Source organism: Rhizobium sp. SSA_523 (genome assembly GCF_030435705.1).
In the GTDB taxonomy this organism is placed as follows: Bacteria; Pseudomonadota; Alphaproteobacteria; order Rhizobiales; family Rhizobiaceae; genus Neorhizobium.
On sequence record NZ_CP129382.1, the window covers coordinates 1,226,493 to 1,244,805 of the forward strand.

The 18,313-nt window shown below is 61.0% G+C and carries 27 protein-coding genes; 15 read left to right on the top strand and 12 right to left on the bottom strand.

Features of this window, described 5'->3' with window-relative positions; genetic code table 11:
* Positions 1 to 4: 4 nt before the first annotated feature.
* The 12 genes from QTJ18_RS14260 to QTJ18_RS14315 form a co-directional block, all read right to left on the bottom strand.
* Entirely contained in the window at positions 5 to 544 is a 540-nt protein-coding gene (locus tag QTJ18_RS14260; RefSeq protein ID WP_252750860.1) for a hypothetical protein, read from the bottom strand.
* Positions 541 to 1,329: a hypothetical protein gene (locus QTJ18_RS14265; protein ID WP_252750861.1), complete on the bottom strand. Its 789-nt coding sequence runs from the start codon at positions 1,327 to 1,329 to the stop codon at positions 541 to 543. Before QTJ18_RS14265 ends, QTJ18_RS14260 begins: the two co-directional genes overlap by 4 nt.
* The gene (locus QTJ18_RS14270) at positions 1,326 to 1,748 is read right to left on the bottom strand and encodes a hypothetical protein (protein WP_252750862.1); all 423 of its coding nucleotides are present in this window, start codon (positions 1,746 to 1,748) and stop codon (positions 1,326 to 1,328) included. Before QTJ18_RS14270 ends, QTJ18_RS14265 begins: the two co-directional genes overlap by 4 nt.
* Before the next feature lie 9 nt (positions 1,749 to 1,757).
* Positions 1,758 to 2,012, bottom strand: a complete 255-nt coding sequence (locus tag QTJ18_RS14275) for a hypothetical protein (RefSeq protein ID WP_252750863.1) — start codon at positions 2,010 to 2,012, stop codon at positions 1,758 to 1,760.
* Between the two features lie 55 nt (positions 2,013 to 2,067).
* Positions 2,068 to 2,397 carry a DUF2190 family protein gene (locus QTJ18_RS14280; RefSeq protein WP_252750864.1) on the bottom strand — a complete coding sequence of 110 codons (330 nt, stop codon included), beginning with the start codon at positions 2,395 to 2,397 and terminating at the stop codon, positions 2,068 to 2,070.
* 77 nt (positions 2,398 to 2,474) lie between these two features.
* Positions 2,475 to 4,664: a prohead protease/major capsid protein fusion protein gene (locus QTJ18_RS14285; RefSeq protein ID WP_252750865.1), complete on the bottom strand. Its 2,190-nt coding sequence runs from the start codon at positions 4,662 to 4,664 to the stop codon at positions 2,475 to 2,477.
* Entirely contained in the window at positions 4,648 to 6,219 is a 1,572-nt protein-coding gene (locus QTJ18_RS14290; protein WP_252750866.1) for a phage portal protein, read from the bottom strand. The genes QTJ18_RS14285 and QTJ18_RS14290 overlap by 17 nt, the downstream gene beginning before the upstream one ends.
* Positions 6,219 to 6,455: a phage head-tail joining protein gene (locus QTJ18_RS14295; RefSeq protein ID WP_252750867.1), complete on the bottom strand. Its 237-nt coding sequence runs from the start codon at positions 6,453 to 6,455 to the stop codon at positions 6,219 to 6,221. The genes QTJ18_RS14290 and QTJ18_RS14295 overlap by 1 nt, the downstream gene beginning before the upstream one ends.
* Positions 6,455 to 8,341 carry a terminase gpA endonuclease subunit gene (locus QTJ18_RS14300; RefSeq protein WP_252750868.1) on the bottom strand — a complete coding sequence of 629 codons (1,887 nt, stop codon included), beginning with the start codon at positions 8,339 to 8,341 and terminating at the stop codon, positions 6,455 to 6,457. Before QTJ18_RS14300 ends, QTJ18_RS14295 begins: the two co-directional genes overlap by 1 nt.
* Positions 8,342 to 8,423: 82 nt before the next feature.
* Positions 8,424 to 9,008, bottom strand: coding sequence for a hypothetical protein (locus tag QTJ18_RS14305; RefSeq protein WP_252750869.1), 585 nt, complete (start codon positions 9,006 to 9,008; stop codon positions 8,424 to 8,426).
* Complete coding sequence (locus QTJ18_RS14310; protein ID WP_252750870.1) at positions 9,008 to 9,697, bottom strand: hypothetical protein; 690 nt, start codon at positions 9,695 to 9,697, stop codon at positions 9,008 to 9,010. Before QTJ18_RS14310 ends, QTJ18_RS14305 begins: the two co-directional genes overlap by 1 nt.
* A 135-nt stretch (positions 9,698 to 9,832) precedes the next feature.
* Positions 9,833 to 10,012, bottom strand: coding sequence for a hypothetical protein (locus tag QTJ18_RS14315; RefSeq protein WP_252750871.1), 180 nt, complete (start codon positions 10,010 to 10,012; stop codon positions 9,833 to 9,835).
* 1,376 nt (positions 10,013 to 11,388) lie between these two features.
* Between QTJ18_RS14315 and QTJ18_RS14320 the strand changes: the two genes are divergently transcribed.
* From QTJ18_RS14320 to QTJ18_RS14390, 15 genes are all read left to right on the top strand, one after another.
* Positions 11,389 to 12,018, top strand: coding sequence for a hypothetical protein (locus tag QTJ18_RS14320; RefSeq protein WP_252750872.1), 630 nt, complete (start codon positions 11,389 to 11,391; stop codon positions 12,016 to 12,018).
* Between the two features lie 333 nt (positions 12,019 to 12,351).
* On the top strand, positions 12,352 to 12,519 hold the full coding sequence (locus QTJ18_RS14325; protein ID WP_252750873.1) for a hypothetical protein: 168 nt from the start codon (positions 12,352 to 12,354) through the stop codon (positions 12,517 to 12,519).
* Positions 12,512 to 12,685 (top strand): hypothetical protein, encoded by a 174-nt coding sequence (locus QTJ18_RS14330; RefSeq protein ID WP_252750874.1) that lies wholly within the window; start codon positions 12,512 to 12,514, stop codon positions 12,683 to 12,685. Before QTJ18_RS14325 ends, QTJ18_RS14330 begins: the two co-directional genes overlap by 8 nt.
* Positions 12,686 to 12,884: 199 nt before the next feature.
* Positions 12,885 to 13,070 (top strand): hypothetical protein, encoded by a 186-nt coding sequence (locus QTJ18_RS14335; protein WP_252750875.1) that lies wholly within the window; start codon positions 12,885 to 12,887, stop codon positions 13,068 to 13,070.
* Complete coding sequence (locus tag QTJ18_RS14340; RefSeq protein WP_252750876.1) at positions 13,063 to 13,326, top strand: hypothetical protein; 264 nt, start codon at positions 13,063 to 13,065, stop codon at positions 13,324 to 13,326. The genes QTJ18_RS14335 and QTJ18_RS14340 overlap by 8 nt, the downstream gene beginning before the upstream one ends.
* Positions 13,323 to 13,460 carry a hypothetical protein gene (locus tag QTJ18_RS14345; protein WP_252750877.1) on the top strand — a complete coding sequence of 46 codons (138 nt, stop codon included), beginning with the start codon at positions 13,323 to 13,325 and terminating at the stop codon, positions 13,458 to 13,460. The genes QTJ18_RS14340 and QTJ18_RS14345 overlap by 4 nt, the downstream gene beginning before the upstream one ends.
* A 20-nt stretch (positions 13,461 to 13,480) precedes the next feature.
* A complete protein-coding gene (locus QTJ18_RS14350; RefSeq protein ID WP_252750878.1) occupies positions 13,481 to 13,717 on the top strand; it encodes a hypothetical protein in 237 nt (78 codons plus the stop codon).
* Positions 13,718 to 14,116: 399 nt separating this feature from the next.
* On the top strand, positions 14,117 to 14,332 hold the full coding sequence (locus tag QTJ18_RS14355; RefSeq protein WP_252750879.1) for a hypothetical protein: 216 nt from the start codon (positions 14,117 to 14,119) through the stop codon (positions 14,330 to 14,332).
* Positions 14,329 to 15,234 (top strand): hypothetical protein, encoded by a 906-nt coding sequence (locus QTJ18_RS14360; RefSeq protein WP_252750880.1) that lies wholly within the window; start codon positions 14,329 to 14,331, stop codon positions 15,232 to 15,234. Before QTJ18_RS14355 ends, QTJ18_RS14360 begins: the two co-directional genes overlap by 4 nt.
* Positions 15,235 to 15,317: 83 nt before the next feature.
* Positions 15,318 to 15,881: a hypothetical protein gene (locus tag QTJ18_RS14365; protein WP_252750881.1), complete on the top strand. Its 564-nt coding sequence runs from the start codon at positions 15,318 to 15,320 to the stop codon at positions 15,879 to 15,881.
* Positions 15,863 to 16,318: a hypothetical protein gene (locus QTJ18_RS14370; protein WP_252750882.1), complete on the top strand. Its 456-nt coding sequence runs from the start codon at positions 15,863 to 15,865 to the stop codon at positions 16,316 to 16,318. Before QTJ18_RS14365 ends, QTJ18_RS14370 begins: the two co-directional genes overlap by 19 nt.
* Positions 16,288 to 17,292, top strand: a complete 1,005-nt coding sequence (locus QTJ18_RS14375) for a MoxR family ATPase (RefSeq protein ID WP_252750883.1) — start codon at positions 16,288 to 16,290, stop codon at positions 17,290 to 17,292. Before QTJ18_RS14370 ends, QTJ18_RS14375 begins: the two co-directional genes overlap by 31 nt.
* A complete protein-coding gene (locus QTJ18_RS14380) occupies positions 17,285 to 17,623 on the top strand; it encodes a hypothetical protein (protein ID WP_301557807.1) in 339 nt (112 codons plus the stop codon). The genes QTJ18_RS14375 and QTJ18_RS14380 overlap by 8 nt, the downstream gene beginning before the upstream one ends.
* Positions 17,623 to 17,994: a hypothetical protein gene (locus QTJ18_RS14385; protein ID WP_252750885.1), complete on the top strand. Its 372-nt coding sequence runs from the start codon at positions 17,623 to 17,625 to the stop codon at positions 17,992 to 17,994. Before QTJ18_RS14380 ends, QTJ18_RS14385 begins: the two co-directional genes overlap by 1 nt.
* A 1-nt stretch (position 17,995) precedes the next feature.
* Positions 17,996 to 18,295: a hypothetical protein gene (locus QTJ18_RS14390; RefSeq protein WP_252750886.1), complete on the top strand. Its 300-nt coding sequence runs from the start codon at positions 17,996 to 17,998 to the stop codon at positions 18,293 to 18,295.
* Positions 18,296 to 18,313 lie beyond the last annotated feature (18 nt).

The following is an 18,313-nucleotide window of genomic DNA, read 5'->3' on the forward strand; positions in this document are numbered from 1 at the left end:
TTCCTCAGTGTGGATCTTTGGTATCGAACCCGCCGGGAAGAACCCCGCCGTGAACGTGCGTGCTGCCGACGTTCTTGCCGTCGTGCGTCTGGCTTCCCCCACTCTGCTCGAAACCGGAGCCGGTGAACTTGTAGGAGACGCCGCCAACTTCGATGATCAGCCCCTCGGCTGAATGCGTAATGATGGCGCCGCCGATCTTCACCCGCTTCTGCGCCTTAGTGTTGTCGGGCGCCTTCACTGCGTCGGTGTAGCCACCGGGCATGATGAATGATCGACCCATGTCCCCGCCCGGCGAGACCAGCACCACGCGCTGGCCAACCGAGAGCGGCACCCATTCATTGATCTCGCCCGCCTGTGTCAGCCAGGGCGACGGCTTACTTTCGACGCCATGTGCATTGACTATGGCGGTTCCCGTCTCCTCGTCGACCGACGTCACCACGCCCTCTCTGAACATGTTGTTCTGCCGGATCTGGAGCCGCTGGATCGTGCTTTCGAGGGTGGCTATCCGGTCGATCAACCGCTGAAAGACAACCTCCGGATTCATGGTGTCGTGACCAGATGGAACGTGAGGTTGGCCGGAAGCAGAACTTGTGACCCTGTCTCGTAACCGAGCTTGCGAGCGACGATCGACGGATAGCTGTAAGCCTTGGCAACCTTCTCGGCGGCAGTGTCATCCTTCGATGCCAGGAACATCGCGCGGATGTCGTCGACACGGCCACCGTAATCGTTGTGCTCCTCGAGCTTATCAAGGAATGCGCCAATGGCGGGGGGTATGGCGCCATAGACATTGTCTCTGGGGGCCTTCATTTCGAGAGTGATCTGTCGGGCCGCCAGCCTCGTGCCGCCCTCGATCGAGGCTCCGCGGCGGCTGATCACATTCTCATATGACGGGCAAAGAAAGTTGAAGCAGCCGGCCGCCTCATTGTCAGCGTTCAGCGCGCGGAAGATCTGGACCTCAAACAGGTCAAGCGAGGTCTCTATCTCGCTATCTGTCGCCGGCGTCTCCAGGCTGTATGTCGGGGTCACGACTGATCCATCAGGGCCTGTCGTGATCACCTCAGCGACCTGGACGATCAGCAGCTCAAGGGTGACCGTCATGAGGCGGTCCTTCTTGTCGGCCGCCCCCTTGGACCAATGGTCCTTGTCATAGTCCGTGTAGACGACACAGCAGGGAAATGCGCGGTCGGCTGCCATATCCTCAACCGGCTCGATCTTCGAATCGAAAATGTTGGGCCCGGCGAGAGTCGGCCATTTCCCGTTTACCGGGGAGAGGTGGCCGTTGAGAGCCGACACGACAGCCAGGCGGGCTACGGTGCGGTTGAGGCTCATGCCTGCCCTCCTATCTGGACCAGATCCAGGCGGATGCGGTTCATGCCGTCCCGCTGTGCTTTCGACACCTGGAAATCTGGGAGGTTGGGTTCGTCGGGGAATGCGATGACGTCGCCTTGCAGCGCCGTCTCATCCACCCCCGGGAAATAGATCATGTCCACCGACAGCTGCGGGTCTCGGCCGGACTGCACGGAGCGAAGGTCGTTGCCCTCGCGATAGGATTTGCGCACGCCGAGCTGCACGCCATATTCCATCTCGACGTAGTCGAAGATCCCCTTGCCTCGCACCACCTTGCGGTTCGGGTCCACCGCGCCGCGGCCATTCGGCGTGCTTTTCATCGGGGTAAGCACGAAGCGGGTGGAGTTGACGGCATCAACCGCCCGGCTCGTCATCCTGTCCAGGCGGTTGAATACTGACATGGCCGGCCCTTACTTTTCGGTGCGCTTGTCTTCGGACTTGTCGATGGCTTTCGCCGCCTCCGCCATCACCTTGTCTTCCTTGGTGACCTCAGCCTTCTCGGCCGCGATGAGGCCAGCATCGAGGTAGCTTTGCAGCACCTCGTCCGACATGTCCTTGGTCGGAACCTGGACGCCCTTGCGGACGGGCCGGCCCTCGATGATGGTGTCTTCGGCGGCGACATGCACCTTGGTACGATCGGCCTTGCTATCGGTTTTCGTGGTCATTTTCCCGTTCCTCGTTGGAGAAGAGGAGCGGCCGGTTAGGGCCGCTGGCTCACTGTCAGAAGTTGTCGTTGAGGCGGACGAGACCAGAGCCCGACGGGTTGGCGGCGTCAGCCACGGCGACACCGACCTTGGTGTTGCTCGTGGCAACGGTGGTCATGATGCCGGCGGACGTTGCATAGATTACGTCACCTGCCGTCCACGCCTCGGCGCTGGTTTTCGGAAGCTCGTAGACTTCGCCGGTGGCAAGCTCGAACTGCTCGCCTTCAGCAGCCGAGATCGCGGCCACGCCAAAGATGGCGCCAATCTTGTAGAACTTGCCGGAGACAGCACCACCGGTCGGCGCTACCATCGTGAGCACCTTGCCCGGCTGAATGAAATTGCGCATGGGGATCTCCCGTTATTTGCGGAAAAAGCAAAGGCGCCGGTGATTAGCCGGCGCCCTGTGGATTCAGCGTGAGGTGCTTACTGCGGAGCCACGCCAGGGTTCTTGTAGCCGAAGCGGTAGTCGTCCGCGCCGACGCCGAAGTCGTGGGCGATCGTGTACTCGACACCCTCGACGTCGAACCCAATGCGCTCGTTCGTGCGCGGGGCTTCGGAGCCAAGGAGGTGCAGATACTTGATCCCGCGACCCATCGTCGACTGAGCGTCGGCGAACAGAAACCAAGCGGAGGTTGGGATCTTGTCGAGGCGGGACTCGTAGACCGGGATCAGCGACTTGATCGCCTGGGGCGTGACATCCCCGACGTTGCCGGGCGTGTAGGCTGCGGCGATGATCGTCTGCGCATCAACTTCCAGATCGGAGCCGGTGAACAGATACTTCGGCGTGACGTCAATCGGCTCGCCGTCAATATCAGTCTGCTTCCGGAACGCCTTGCGGGCCTTGATCAGGTTCGCCTTGTCGAGAACTGTGCCAGTGCCAGCGACGTTGTTGTGCGAAGCATCGAAGATCGGCTTGTTGTCCTTGAGCTTCACCGAGTTGTTGATGATGGCGCCCCAGACGACGTCGCCTTCCAACTTGGCGACCTTCAGACCCCAGTTGGCAACGAGCTGCATGAAGGCGTCGAGCTGGTCATTGATCAGCATTTCACGGGTGAACCCGATCTTCCGCCCGTATGCGTGGAGCTTCATGCCTTCTTCGCTTTCGCGAACCGAGCCGCTGGTGAACTCGCCGTGCTCACCCTTTCGCTTCAGGTCCGGCGCGCTGCCGATGTCGAGCACCTTCGTCTCGCGGTAATCGGACAGCAGCATCCGGGTCGCAAAGAGCTGGAAGGTGTTCTCGTAGCGCCCGTAAGCGTTCATCAGAGTCTGGCGGGTGATGTCCCCAAGGATGATTGGGAAGTCACTCGTCGAGTGAAGCCCGCGAGTGGCAATGTCGTGAAGATTGCCACGGGTGCTTTCGCCACGGGCACGAAGGATCTCCTTCACGATGTCCATGGTTTCCATGCCGCGCCATTCACGAGCGCCATCCTCGAGCTTCTCAACGATGCCGGAACGGTGAAGAATGGCGTTCGCCACCATTCGCCGCATCGTTTCCTGGGCGTCCTGCATGCCTCGCGTCTCCGCATGAGGGAAAGTAGGGTTGCGGCCCTGATCGGCGACCATCTTGTCGAGCACCGCATTGCGGAACTTTTCCATGGTGCAGGCCGTGTCGCCGAGCGAGGTGCGAACCAACTCGTCACTGAGCGCCAGGCCGGCAGTCGCGGCGAATGCCTCGATGTCCGAACGACGCTGGGCTTCGGCGGCGACTGCCTGGCGGGCCTGTTCGCGTGCCTGCTCGGGCGTGATCGTCTGCGGCTGCTGGTTGGAAGCGCGGCGCTGGGCGTCTTCCTCGGCAGCGCGGCGCGCGGCATCGGCAGCGTTGCGAGCCTGCTCAGCATCAGCCGCTTCACGGTCTTCCTTGTCGTAGGCAGCCAGGAGGCGGGCACGAAGAGCGTCGTCGGTCTCGCCTTCGCTGCGGGAGATGCCCGAGCCGATCGCCAGTGCATCCAGCTGATCGCCCGTATACTTCTTTGCGGCTTCGCGCTTATTCATGGGTCTTTCCTTTGTAGTTGCGGGCGAGGCCGCGCTAGTGTCCTGCCGGACCAGGACTGTTTCGAAGTCCTTGCCGTCAGGCTCGGATCTGCTGATTGCTCCGGCATCCGCGGGGATCGGCACTGCTGACAATTCGAGCGGTTCCCAATCCGTCGCCCGAAGCACGGGCAGCTGGCCGTCCGATGCTTCGGTCTTTTCGTAGCGGTGGATTTTGTAGCCGACCGAGATCGGCAGGGGATGTCCGTCGCGGATGTCCTGCATGATCTCTTCGGCGCGCTGCTTCCTGGAGAACTTGATGCGCGCATACGCCTTGCCGTTCTGGAAGCGCACCGAGCCCGGCACGACAGTGCCCAGCCTCGATTCCATGGAGTAGTTGTCGTGCGTGTCGAGTAGCGACATCGCACTGAAGCGCTCGAGCCGGATGGACTTCGCATCCACCTGAAGCTCTTCCATGTAGTATCCTTCGTCCCAGGAATAGCGCTTCACCGCGGCGCCGGTGGACCAGCAAACCTCGACTGTGCGGTCGTCCTCGTTGAAGGTATCGGCCCGCACCTCGACTTCACCGAAGCTCTTCGGGATGCGGATTTCCTTTTCCAGTGCCTGCCTAAGAGCTTGAGGCATTGTCTTCTCCATTGCCGTCGCCCAAGCCCCACATCTGCGCTTGGCCGTTGACGGCGACCTTGCGTGGATCAGAATCGAAGACGAGTTTGCTTTCGGTGGCATCGACCTTCGCGTACCACTCGTCGGTTTCCTTCAGCACGACAGACGGGTCACGCCCGGTCTTGCTGATGATCTCCTGCGGTGACCGCTTGCCCATGCGCATTTCGATGAGATCGGCGCGCGCGTCGTCGAGGCGGGTGATGCTCTCGACCTCCGGCATCGTCCACTCGATCGTCACCTTGACGTTCAACGGCAGCTTGTTCGCGAGCTTCACAGCTTCGATGAACCACTTACCGATCGGGTCGAGCGCCTGCGGAACGAGCATGTGCCACTGCACATGGCTGACGAAACGCTGATACTCCAGCAGCCCAAGCTTGCCGGAAGCAAAGTTGGCCTGGCTGAAATCTCCGATGAGGAGCTCGTAAGGGAGCCGCGAACCAGCCGCGATGCTCCTGTGGCGCGTTCGGATATAAGCCTCCATGCCGGCCGAGATCGCAGGGGTGTTGAACTTGATGTCCTTGCCGCCCCTGAGAATGGCAAACATGCCCGGCTCCATCCGCTCCAGTGGGTTGCCGTAGGCGTCAACCACGCTGGGCCCATGAAAACCGCCAGGGCCGTCAGCCAGCCCCTCCTCGATACCTACATTCGGGTCGTCGTCAGTCTCCCCGTCTCCGGGAATTACCGTTCCGACCATGCAGGCCTCGACTTTTTTCCGAACGTTTTCGGCGATCTCGTAATCTTTCAGATCGTCCAGCTCATTGAGCACCGGCGCCAGCCACGGCACGCCCCGGATCTGGCTAGTCTGCGCCTCGTAGAGGTGGACAACGTCTGTCGCTGGGATGAACGCACTCGTATAACTCTTCCCGAGAAGACCATAGAAAGCTCTCGGGTTTTCCGGATACATCCAGTAACCGCGTCGTCGACCAATCCCGTCGTACTCGATCCCTTGGATCACGCGGTTCCCGTCGATGACGCCGGTCTTCCCCCAGTCGCAATACTCGGATTCAAGAAGCTGCAGCTGGAGAGGAACCGGCAATTCATCGGAGAGCAGCCGGTTGCGTTTGCGTACGAATACCTCGCCATCCTGCGGCATCATGCGGGCGAGCAGGTAGGTTAAGCCGTAAAAGTCAGTGCTGCCGTCGACAAAGCAGACCTTCGACCATTCATCGAAAAGCTCAGAGAGCCTCGCCTCCTGATCCGGGTTGCCAGTCTTGAATCGGGGCGTCACCCCAAAGCCGACGAAGTTGTTGGCGTGCGCGGTTATAACCTTTGCCGCGAGCGGATTATTGCGAACAGCATCGCGCGATCTATCCCGGATAGCTGGGGCTGCTCTCGCGATCTCGCTGTTTGCATCACCGTTCGTAGTGCGGCGGCCCTTCGCAAGCCGCCCCACCGACGCTGCCTCATAACCTCTAAGGCCATCGATCAACTCCATCCGCTTCCGTGCCGCAACCCGCATCGCCCCCTTCTCCGGAGAGAAAAAGCCGATAGTTCTGTCCAGGAAGTTGGAAACCATCAGTACCCCCGGCTGAACGTTGTGAAGACGGCAGCGCGTGGCCGACGGCTCGGTTTCAGGGAGTTCTCCAGCTCGTCGATGATGGCCTTCATTTCTGTAGAAGACCGATACGTCACATCGCGTTCACGAAAGCGAACGCGGTGCGCACCGGAGTAGTAGGCTTCCTTCAGATCACGCAGGAAGACCCGCTTCTCTTCCGGCGTGAGCCCATCGATAGGGACGTCATTGTCAGCCATCACCAGTACCTGTCAGACGCACCTCCCCAATAGCTGGAGGGCCGGCCGCCCCCCGGTTTGGAGGAAGGTCCTGGCCGCGCAGCTGGCGGTGGCGATGCTGGTTGCTCTTGCGCGGGGCGTCGGCGCTGCGGCGGCCCGTCTCTCAGTTTCGTCAGGTTGAGCAGCGTGCATGCCGCCCCCTGCATGGCTTCACAGTCGAGGAAGTGGTTCTGCTTCGACTTCATGATCCATTTGACTTTTCCGCCCGGGGCGCGAATGCGCGCTTCCGAAACGATCTGCTTGCAGTAATCTTCCGAGATGTCCTCGGGCAGATACCAAGAGCCCGGCTGCCCATCGAGCCACCGGACCTTCTGCTGTACCCAGCTCTTGAAATAGTCCGTATCCAGGCGCAGCAGCTCAAGACCGCGCTTGATCTCTTTGCCGTCGATGTTGATGTCGATCGTGCTGGTGGCGATCGGCTTGCGCATCGATGTCGACGAACCCTTGGTCGCCCTTACGAGTGCGGGAAAGCGTCGAGCGAAGGCATAGACGCGGTGCTCCGGCACAAGGAACTTCTTGCCAGGGCGAAAACCAGAATCGATGAGAGCGAGCTTGATCGGGATGCCGTCATAGGTGTCCGTCACTACCGTCGCCAGATCATTCCAGACCTCCAGCTCTTCGGTTGCTCCGTAAAGCTCATCAGCCTTGACCAGCCAGGATGTGCCGTGAGCGCCCCATCCCCGGATCACGTAATAGATCCGGTCTTTCTGGACGTCGGCCGTGAGCGTGAGGATTCGAACACCGTCAGGCACCTCATCACACCGATAATCAGGGGACGCTCTGTCAGCGACCTCCTTCCAATCCGGCACCGCGCCGCCGCCCGGCGAGTAGAGCTCGCCGAAGCCTTGGTTTTTCACCGACTGAATGTCGCCGGGATTACCCGACCGGACCGCCTCGACATAGCGCTGCGCACGCTCGCCCCATGGCACGAACGGCGAGCAAAGGCCCGACACCCAAAAGCTGATCGTTGTCGACTCGGGTGTCGGGCCTTCGATCGTTCCGTCCGGGAGGATCTTCTGGCCGGGTGCGACGTAAACGCCGCGGCTGTTCATCCATTCCTTGGCTGGCAGGTTGGCCCGCTCAATGGTGACCGATTCTTCTTCGTAGATGATGCATCCCTGCGGGCAAATCAGGTGTGCGGTGTTCTTCGCCATAATCGGCGTCGAAGGCATCTCTTTGCCAGCGCGATCCTTCGGCTTATCCCAGCCGAGGCAGGTGAACCTCGGGATGAAGAATTCGCCGCAGTGCGGACAAGGCCATGCCCAATGATATTTCGTCCCGGTCATCCAGAGGCGCCAGACGGTCGACTTGACCTCTTCCGGATCGCTCTCGCCCCAAAACTCCAGGCCGCTGTCAGGGTCGACTTCCACCTCTGCCACCCCTTCACTCGGCGTTGACGTGATGGCGTGGACGAAGTCGGCGTAGGTATCGCCGCGAGCGTCGATGAGGCCGATCGGGTTCCCCTGCCCCTTCAGCTCCTTCATGAGCTCGTCGGCTTCGTCGGTGAATGCCATGCCGAACGGATCGGACTTCATGGCGCCGGACGAGCCGCCGTGCGCCAGTCGGAGAGGCACGCCGTTGATGAATTTGCGGCTGACCTTCTGCCGGCTCTTGGTCCCAACGCGATCTTTGAGCGACGTTTCTGTCATCAGCTCGAGGATGCGAGGTTCCCACTGCTCCGTGATGAAGCGCTTCGACGGGCCGACATAGATGATCGGCACCGGCGCGGTGTCGAGGCGCTCGCCGATGAGATCGAGGAATGTCTCCGACTTGCCTGACTGTGCCGACACGACCATGACCACACGCTTGTGGGTGCGCCCATGCACAGCCATGGCGAACGGGATCATGTAGGGCGTCTTGTGTGGGTTCCTTTGGCCAGGGTGCCCGGCCGTCTCAGGATAGACGCGTGTCTTCCCCCACTCGACCGGATTAGTCCTCGGCCTCGGCGTCAGGATCTTCTTCGCCCGTGCGAAGAGTTGCGATCCTTTTGGCGAAACGATCTGTGAGGCGAAGTCGCTCTGCGTCGAAGATGTCATTCAGCCGTTGCCGCTCTCTCGGCACTCCCGTGATTTGTGCTGGGAGACCGGTCAGCGAGGCGACGTACATGCCCGTCACCTCCTCGACCGCGCTTACGGCTTCGTCCAGGGCGATGACTTCGCGATCCTTCCGCGCTCTTGCGAGGCGGATGTCGAGGGCCTTCTCGTTGCGGAGAACGTCCAGGCTCTCGGTACCGGTCTTCTTCGTCGCCCCCTCCTTCAGGAAGGTGGCGTATGACTGAACCACCGATGCGATCCGAAATCGCCCGCGGCCCTCAGAAGGGATGCCGTGCTCGCTCACCAGCTGCGTGAGCCGGCGCGTCGTCACCCCAAGGATGTCGGCCATCTCATTCGATGAGACGATCAGGTCGGGCGCCCTCGATTTCTCGCCCACCTTCGTCACCTTGCTTTTCAAGGGCTTGCCCTTCGTAGTGGGCGATTTCGTTGGTGATGGCGGCTTTTTCGTCCGGGTGGTCATCAGTACCTCATGAGCTTGGTCACACGCCTCATGACAGCCTGCTCGAGGTTGATCGGGCCGACTGCCAGGAATGTCGCGAGCGACTGATCCTCCGGGATTTCCTTCATCAGCGACGGGCCGAACAATCGGCGGGTCTTGCCGTACTGCACATTCGGCGACTCGAAGCGGCCGCCGGCCCCTCGTGGCTGCGCGACCTTCAGGCCGAATGTCCACAGCGCCTTTGGTGCGCGCGTCGAAGTCCCTGCGCTCGCTGGGCGCATCGCATAGAAGCCGCCAGCATTGCCCTCGAACGACCGCTTGAAGATCCGAGGGTTGTTCCAGACCGCAGACCGGACTGTCCCCTTATCGGAACCCGAACGGCCAACGTTCAGCTTGTTGCCTCGGCCCACCGACCGCAGGCCCTTGTAGGCCTCGATCTTGGCGCCGCCTTTGACGCCGAAAATGTCGTACGCCAGGATCTCCTTGCGGGGCACGCCCCTGGTCCCGGCCACCACATGACTGTTGTAGTTTCCAGACTTCAGACCCATTTGGCGGAACACCGCCTTCTGCACGGGGGTCTTCGTCTTTCGGCCGGCGTCGATGACGCCACGCATCAGCTCCGTGCTGGCCCGCCTGCTGGCGAGTAATTCCGTCAGCTTCTCGAAGTTCTTCAGCGAACTGAGACCTGAGCGACCTATCACGATCCGCATCGGCACCCCTAAACGAAAGCTTTGTTCTAACGACAGGCCCGCATCTGGGGATACGTTGGAAGATCATTCCTCATGCCCAGGTATCCAGCCGGTGGACTTCCCTCATATCGGTGGCGATCTGGGGAATTTTCTTCCTCAGGCGTTGGGAACGAGCACCTGCACAAGATCGCCGCGAAAGAAGATGGCCACTTTCGGAATTGTTTCAAAGATTACAGAGAGTTGATCCTCATCAAGGGCCTCGTAGAAGAACCACATCCCGATCACGAAACCTCTTGGGTCAGTGGCTGGAGTGCTTCGGACTGGCGATCGGAACATCGCGTCTCTCCTCGCTAGAACATCGGGAATCGGAAGCCTCAAATCGATTTGCACAAAACCGCTCAAAGGCTGCGCTGCCGCCGACCCGCGGTGCCCGGCCCCCCTCTGGGAAGAACCTATTCGGGGGGAGGGTCTCAAGCCGTTGATCTGATTGATCTTTCAATGGTTCTCGCCGGTCGCGGTGCGGTGCGCGCGGCAGGGGATGCCGGGGGATGCCGCCGGGAGGCGTCGGGGGATGCCATGCGTTCCCCCCTCCGGGGGCCTTGGCGCCCTTCCCCCTTCCTTGTCGTCTTCTGCTGCTATGGTGCCTGACGTCGCGGTGTAACGCGGTGCGCGGCATGGACGCGGTGACGCGGTCGCATGGCGCTAGGCTATGGTGCAGCGGCGCGCGCGCCTCTCACACTCTCACAAAGCGGAGGGCGCGACATGCGCTAACGATGGAAGGGGGAAGGGATGCCGCTTGCGCTGGACGCAATCCGACTTTCTGGAAACGGGTGTGACTCGCTGTGTGGTTAACAGTCAAGCGCAATCCTCTCTTCCCCTCTCCCTTCCCCTTCTCCCGCGTCTGGCCATGACCGCACGTTTAAGGCGTGGTCGGTTCGAAGCGGTGCGCAAGCCAGGCATCGCAAAACGAGGATCGGATAACGCCGGGCCTAGCACGCTCTTTCAAGGGATGCCGGGGGAGGCTTGTTGCTAAAAACCCATCAAAACTGGCGCGAAAGCCAGCCCGGAAACGCAAAAATATCCGTTTAAATTCAATCGCCTAATCGTACTAATTGGTTTTTTTCTCACAAGCCTATTGCCAATGCGTACAAATCGTACGAGATTAGGTTTCAACGAAGCACGGCAAACGGGTTTCGGGCGGCAGACCGGCTAAGTCGGTTGCCGGGTTCTTTGAAAACAAGACGACGGTTCTTTGCCTTACTATCGGAAGGTGTACCGGAGACGTGACAAGATTTCTTGTGTGGTTTCTGGCGATTGGACGATTGAAAGGGGAAACAGGGAATGCGGTTGCGAATCGGGTGACCGTGACACGGCAAGGCATGACAAAGCCAAGCGGTGACACATAGGGAAGAACGTGCGGCAAGGTACGGATATCAAAACACTTGCATCTGTGAAGGCTCCGGATCGATCAAGCAAACGCTTGTGACCTGTGAGGCGCTACGGGGTTCAACTGGAAAGACCGGGAAACGGCAACTGTTGAATGATTGGCGGAGACATAACAGGCAAAACGATAGCGTTTCAGTGCTGCAACCTTCACCCGATACAGGCACTGGCGACAACGAATATAGAAACCCGAATAACCGACAATTTTCGTGGGCCTACCGGACTCCATCTGGTGGGCCTTATCGATTGCAGTCTTAAGGACGTGCTGCATGGACGTCTTTAGGGAAGCAATCGCGCTTCACCCCCCGCCACTTATGGCAACTATGGAGATAATCATCATGGCAAAGTTTCAGGTTCTGACCGGTGCGAAGCTCAACAACGCTATCAACGGTTTCGGCAAGACGGTTGCGACGTTCGCAGAACGGGAACATCAGCTTGCATATTCGGCGCTGAATCATGTCGAGCTGCACAACGATCCGAAATATCTGAATGCGCTCTACACGGTGACGCCGGTCAACTATCGCAAGGGCTTGGTCTCGTGGTCGACCGCGTTCGGAAAGGTCTCGTTCAACGCGGAGAGCCGCGTCTTCGAATATGCCAAGGGCAAGACGTCGAAGATGGACGAGGCGATGGAAATCGCACCGGCGAACTATGAGAAGTCGAAGGGTAAGCCGCGCGACGAAAAGACCTTCGATGAGGTGAAGTATCTGGAAAAGGTCGTCCAGACGCTGACCGAAAAGAACGCGGATCCGCGTGTACTGCAAGCCGTCAAGGGCGCTCTTACGCTGGCCAAGACACCGGCGGCCGCGATCGTCGAGCCAGCACCCCAAAAGCCCGCAAAGCCGGCGAAGGTGAAGGCCGTGAAGCCTGCACCGGCACAGATGGAGGATGCAGCCTGACAGAAACACGGTTGGTCCGTCATTGAAGGGGGGAGGCATTAGCCTCCCCTATTCATGTCCCTACGTAAGCGCAACTCTGTGCCCTTACGCGGCGACATGCCGACAATCCCATGGACGGGGCTGGCCTCACCACCCGCCAAGCCGCATGGGGACTCGTCGACGGGCGAGAGATAAAGAAAGCCGTGGGACCGTGATCTGATTGCGCTTGTGATCGGCCCCTGAAGCCAAGGAACGGGCACGAGAGACGCACATGGCGGTAGGATCCCGCCCTGTCCCGAGCATGACGGTAAAAGGCTCACCCCCTTTCGCAAGTATGCGACCACGGAGACCTCTATGCTTTTCGCCACCCGCAAAATCGGGCGAGTCCGTCTCGTCTGCATCGGCAGGCTCTGCCTGGCCTTTGGCGTCATCGGGCGCCGCCCTCACACGCGCCGCCAGCCCGTCTGGCTTTCCGCCGATGGCGTCTGCCTTCGCCTGCCGGAGATCGCCGCCCATGGATGACCGGTTTCGCGACAAAGACGGCCGCATCGTGCCGGTCCACATCGTTCTCGCCTCTCTGCAGGACGGTCTTTTGCGTGAGGTGACCGCGGCGCTGGCAATGGCGGCGTTTATCGCTGCCATCACCGTCGGCTGCCAGCTGCTGGCACCCGTCCGCCTCCCGATCTGATCGACCTTCAAAGCCGCCCCGCGTGCGGCTTCCCCATCCACCGCCCTTGCTCTCGAACCCAGGAGAACGCCATGCGCGGGGGACCGTAAAGCCCCGCACCAATACCACCGGCAGGACCATGCGCGCCGCTGCCTGCCCGCGATACCAGCGCCGCGCACCCCCGACACCCCGCAACCATGCACCAATGGAGATTTAGGCCATGGCTCGCCTTGCCCCTCGTCACCGTGACGAGACCTTCCACACGCCCTCCTCTTCGCTCATCGATCCGGATATCGGGCACGATGATGACGAGTTGGACATTTCGACATTCATCGCCCTGTCCATTCCGCGAGTGTCGGATCGACGCCCCCGCCCGGTCAGCTATGACGAGGTTCGCTATGGCTGAAATAATGCGCCCGCTTATCAGCCTGCATGGCACCCGCCCCGACCAAATGGTCAACGCGCGGATCGAAGCGCGTGAGGCGGCGCGCAAGCTCATGGAAGCCCTTGGCCACACGGCGCCGAACGGCCGTGACTATGCCGGCCGGCCCGACGACTACAAGCGCGACTATGCGATCTATCGGAACCGCCTGCTGCCGCTGGACGCCCTCTATGACGCCCTTGGTGACGAGGCGCTCGATATTCAGGAGCGTGCTGCGTGATCACCGTCACCGTCACCTTCCGCAATGACAACCCGGCGACAATCTGGAACCGGCTCGCAGCCAGACTTGGACGCGAGCCGTCACCGGCTGAGGCTGCCGATGAAGTGCGCCGCATTCTTCGCGATGGGCGCTGACTCAACTGGAGGATTCCCGCATGCCCGCACTCGACCCCGCCGCCGTTGCCGCCTACGCGGATCACCTGGCCGCCGACGAGGCTTGGATGGACGAAATCCGCCGCGCTTTCCCCCGCGAATGGGCGGGCGACGTCCGGTACACCCCGCGCGCCCATGGTGAGCCCGGCACGCTGCTTGCCGCCGCCTATGAGCGGTATCTGGCAACGCGGGCGGAATGGGAGCGATACCTGCCGCATTATGAGCGGAGCGTGGCATGAGCACCAGCTTCCCCACATTGACCGCGATCGCTGCGGTATTGGTGCAAGCGGCCTTTGGCGTCTTGCCCGACAAAGAACCGCCCCGCCCGCCAGTGGCCGCCCCCGTGGCGGCCATTCTTGTTTCGCCGGCACCTCCGCCGCCTCCCGCACCGGCTGAGGTCTTTGTAGAGTTGCCGGACTTGGTTCCGGTCCCAAAGCCGCGCCCTCAGCCGGTCCGCAAAGTCGTGCAGGTGCGCAAACATAAGCCCAAGCCGATCATCCGCCGCGCGCAACCAGCGCCACCCATACCCGCGCCAGTGCAGTGGTCCGTGTCCGTCCGCATAAGCCTGTGAGGTCCACGCCCACCGTGCGTGGTAGCATCCGCCACCCCGCCAATCATGGCAACCTATGGAGACGCCCATGCCCACCTACATCGTGCAGGTGCGCGCTATCCGCCACCTGACGGCCGAACTCACTGTTGAGGCCGAGAACATCTGCCAAGCCCGCGCCCAGGTCGCCAAAGGCTTTGGCTATCCCAACAGCATAAAATGGGATGAAAGCGACCCCGAAGACGAGCAGATCGAATCCGCTCGCGAAGATTACCCCGCGACCATGCGCAACGGAGACCTGAAATGAACGCGATGACGCCCCTTGCATCCGCCACCTCCACCCTGTCCACACGCGCCATGCTGGTCAGTCTGTCCATCTCGCAGTGGTCCGGCCGCCGCCTTGATCGCGAGATCACGGACGAGGTCAACCAGCAGCACAATGCCGCGGCCGACGCCGGACGCTACAACAAGCTCCTTCTCCCGAAGGAAGCCCTGGCCGAGATTGTTTCGGTGGTCAGTGAAACGCGCGCCGACTTCCTCAAGCGCACCCTGCCGTGGATGGACAACGGCTCCCGGATTATGGCTGCAGATGCCTATATGGCGCACATGGCTTGGGTGCGCAGCCAGTCGAGCAAGTTTGATCGCGCTGTCGCAGACTTCATCTCAAAGTATCCCGGCTATGTGAACGACGCCCGCATCCGACTGAACGGCATGTTCAAGCACGAGGACTATCCCGACGTCGACGCCCTGCGCGGCAAGTTCGCGCTGGAGGTGAAGGTATTGCCTGTTCCTTCCTCGTCCGACTTCCGCGTCGACATGAGCGAAGCGCAGGCGGCCCTCATCAGAGCCGATATTGAGGAGCAGGTGAGCAAAGCGACGACTGCCGCAGTCAAGGACGTCTACACCCGCGTGGCGGACGTCACCGGCCGCATGGTCGAGCGGCTCAATGCCTACAAGCCAGCCGTCAAGAAGGGCGAGAAGGCGGAAGGCGTCTTCCGCGACTCTCTTGTCGGAAATGTCCGCGACCTGATCCAGATCCTGCCCGCCCTCAACATCACTGGCGACCCAGTGCTGACCGCGATGGCCGAGAAGCTGGCACCGCTGGCCGAGCATGACGCATCGGTGCTGCGCGACGACCCCGCCATCCGCAAGGACGTGGCAGCAGAGGCACAGGCAATCCTCGACTCGCTGTCCGGCTACCTCGCCTGACGCACCACACCACAAACCACCACCCTGGGACGTTGGCGTACTGCCGGCGCCCCTTCCCGCGATCATGCAACCAGGAGAACGCCATGGGAGACCGCGTCTATGCGTCGATCGAGATCGGCGGCCACCTTGAGACCATCGGAGAGGCTGAAACGCTGATCGATGCGCTGGTCCGCGAGGTGATCACCTTCAACCACACCGATGAGAAGATTGCATGCCTTGAAGACGGCCAGACGGCCCTGCGTACCATCATCGAGGCCGGAAAGACATTCGAAGGTCACGAGATGGAAGCGAACTATGGCAACTTCGATGAGCTGGACGCAGCTGCCCGCGAGCTGACGAATCTATGGTTCTCGACCACCTACGAGGCTGGTGGCGGGTTCCCAGAGGGCATCAAGACCTTCATCAATGGTGAACAATTCAGATGCCAAACGAGCGAAAACCGCCCCGTTGTCTCTCTCCCTGCGATCGAGGAGCTACTCCATAAGCACCGCCTTGGGCCAGATATTGTGGGCGAGCTCGACGCCCTTGTGGCCAACGCTAAGCGTTCTGCCGGTATTGGTCTCCCACCGCTCACCGCTTCCCCTGCCGTATGTGCCTGGCTGAAGATCTTCGGTGAGAAAGCCGTGACATGCCCACCGGACTTATGATCGGCCCTTACGCCCGGCAGATTATCGCCAGCGCCTACACGGTTGCTGGGACTGCCGGTCCCGACATGGCCATCGGTAGGCTCAAGTTCTGGTTCGCCTTCAAGCCGAACGGGACCGGCAGCACCATACGGTACGAGGCCTTGATAGGGCGCGGCGACAGCACCTTCGCCATGAAGCGCCGCCCGTATTTCGGAAGTGCTGCACCAAAGTACAGCGCGAACTTCCACGATTACCGACTGCCGGAAGACCTTTCCCCTTTCCCCGCTCTCATCCTCCACAAGGGGGAGACGCTCGCATCGACCGCCCTCGCACTTCTGCGAGGCGACGACATCGCCGACGTGACCCGTATGCGGTTACTCGGCGCCCTGCCCACCCGCCAAGCATGGCAAAAACCGGAGACCGATCCATGCATCTCAAAGCAGCCGCTTCTCTTCTGACGACTTTCATCGACGCTGACATCCCTTCCTTCATGTGGGGAGCGCCGGGCATCGGCAAGTCGGCCATCACCAACCAGATTGCCAATGAGCGAGGCTGGAAGGTGATCGACTTCCGGGCATCGACCCGCGATCCAGTCGCTCTCATGGGCTTGCCGGACCTCACAGAGGCCACCACCAAGTGGAAGGTGCCGGACGAGTTCCCCCAGGTTGACCGCGACGGCGATCAGGGGTTGCTCTTCCTCGACGAGCTGAACGCGGCCCCGCCCTCTATGATGGCGGCCATGTTCGGCTTCGTTCTTGAGCGCAAAGTGGGCGACTACCGCCTCCCGCCCGGCTGGCGGATCGTTGCAGCGGGGAACAGACAGGCTGACCGCGCAGCCGCGCAGCGCATGCCGACGGCTCTCGCGAACCGCTTCGCTCACATCGATGTCGACGCCGACACAAGTGCCGGGCACGACAACGTGCATATCGAACACTTCAACAAGATCAGCGCGGATCCGAAGCTGATCGCCTTCCTCCGCTTCCGTCCGGCGCTCATCCACATCATGCCGAAGAACGATGAGCGGGCATTTCCTACCCCTCGCTCCTGGGAACAGGCGAGCAAAGTGCTCAACCTGCAGGGACCGCAGCGGCTTCAAGCTGTTTCCGCGATCGTTGGCGAAGGCGCGGCCGCAGAACTGGAAGGCTTCCTCCGCGTCTACCAGAACCTCCCTTCGCTGGACTTGGTCCTGACCAATCCCAACAGCGCGCCACTGCCGGAAGACCCCGCTGCACAGTTCGCGATCACCGCCGGCTTGGCGCGCAAGGTCGATGCAAAGACCTTCGAGAACGGCATGGCTTATATCAGCCGGATCCCGGCTCGCGAGTTCGAGATCATGTTTGCTGTCGACGCGGTGAGGCGCGATCCCGGCCTCTCTCACACCCAGACATTCACCAACTGGGCAGTAAAAAATCAGGACGTCACCCTTGGCTAGGTTCAAAGCGATATGGGGGCCGTATCGGGAAGAGGTTCAAGACCACCGTATCAAGTGGTTCTTCTCGTGCCTACTTTTGAACGACGAGGTTCGCGGCTACACGCTGCGCTTCTACTTTGAGACGCGCAAGTTCTCGGTCAAACCGCACACCGGCAAAGCAGATTCGCGCTATGCCCGCGCCCTCAGCGAGCAGGGCAAGCTGGCGCTTCTGCCCGAGGCGCAACGCGGCATCATCGAAGGCGAGCGCGTCACCGATATCTTGAGAGACCGGCTCGACAACGAGCGGATCGCCCGGGCAACAGCTCGGGCCATCGCCTATAGGAGGGAGTGATGCCCATCATCAGAAGGGTCTTCGGCCCTTTCCATTTGGTCGAGAAGAATGGTGCTGAGCCAGAAATTCGGTGGCACTTCAACGGGATTCGCGGTGACAAAACGACCGCCCATTGGGTGCTGATATTCAACGCTCGGGAAAGACGCTTCAAGGCAAGCAACATCAAAATCAGCGACAGCCTCATGGGGCGCAGCCGAAAAGCGCTCGCCAGCCTCGCAATTCCAGCAGAGGTGACGAGCGAGGATGCCCACCCCGACGCCTGGCTTGATGAGCGCCCGGTCATGGAGGGGACTGTCACCGACATCCTCAAAGCAAAGCTCTCACCCGCCGACATCGCGAAAGCGACCGCGCTGGCAATAAGAGGAGATTGACGTGGACGCTAAGAAACTTGCGGCCGATTTTACCGGCCCGGTCTTGGTTGAGAGAGCCGGCGAGGTCCGGTTCTACTGGGAAGGCAACAAGAAGCTTTTTCCGCGCACCCGGTTCCGCCTGGAGTACCAAATTGGGAAGCGGCTGTTCACCCTGACAAGATTCACCAGGCTCCGTAGCGGGAGCAGCAAAGAGATGAAGCGGAGCATCTACGATCCCAACGTCATCGACGTCTTTCGCTCGGCCCTCTTACCGGAGCAGGTGGCGGAGATCACTCGGCTGTCAATGCAGCGCACCCTCTAGCGCTGTCCCAACCATTGC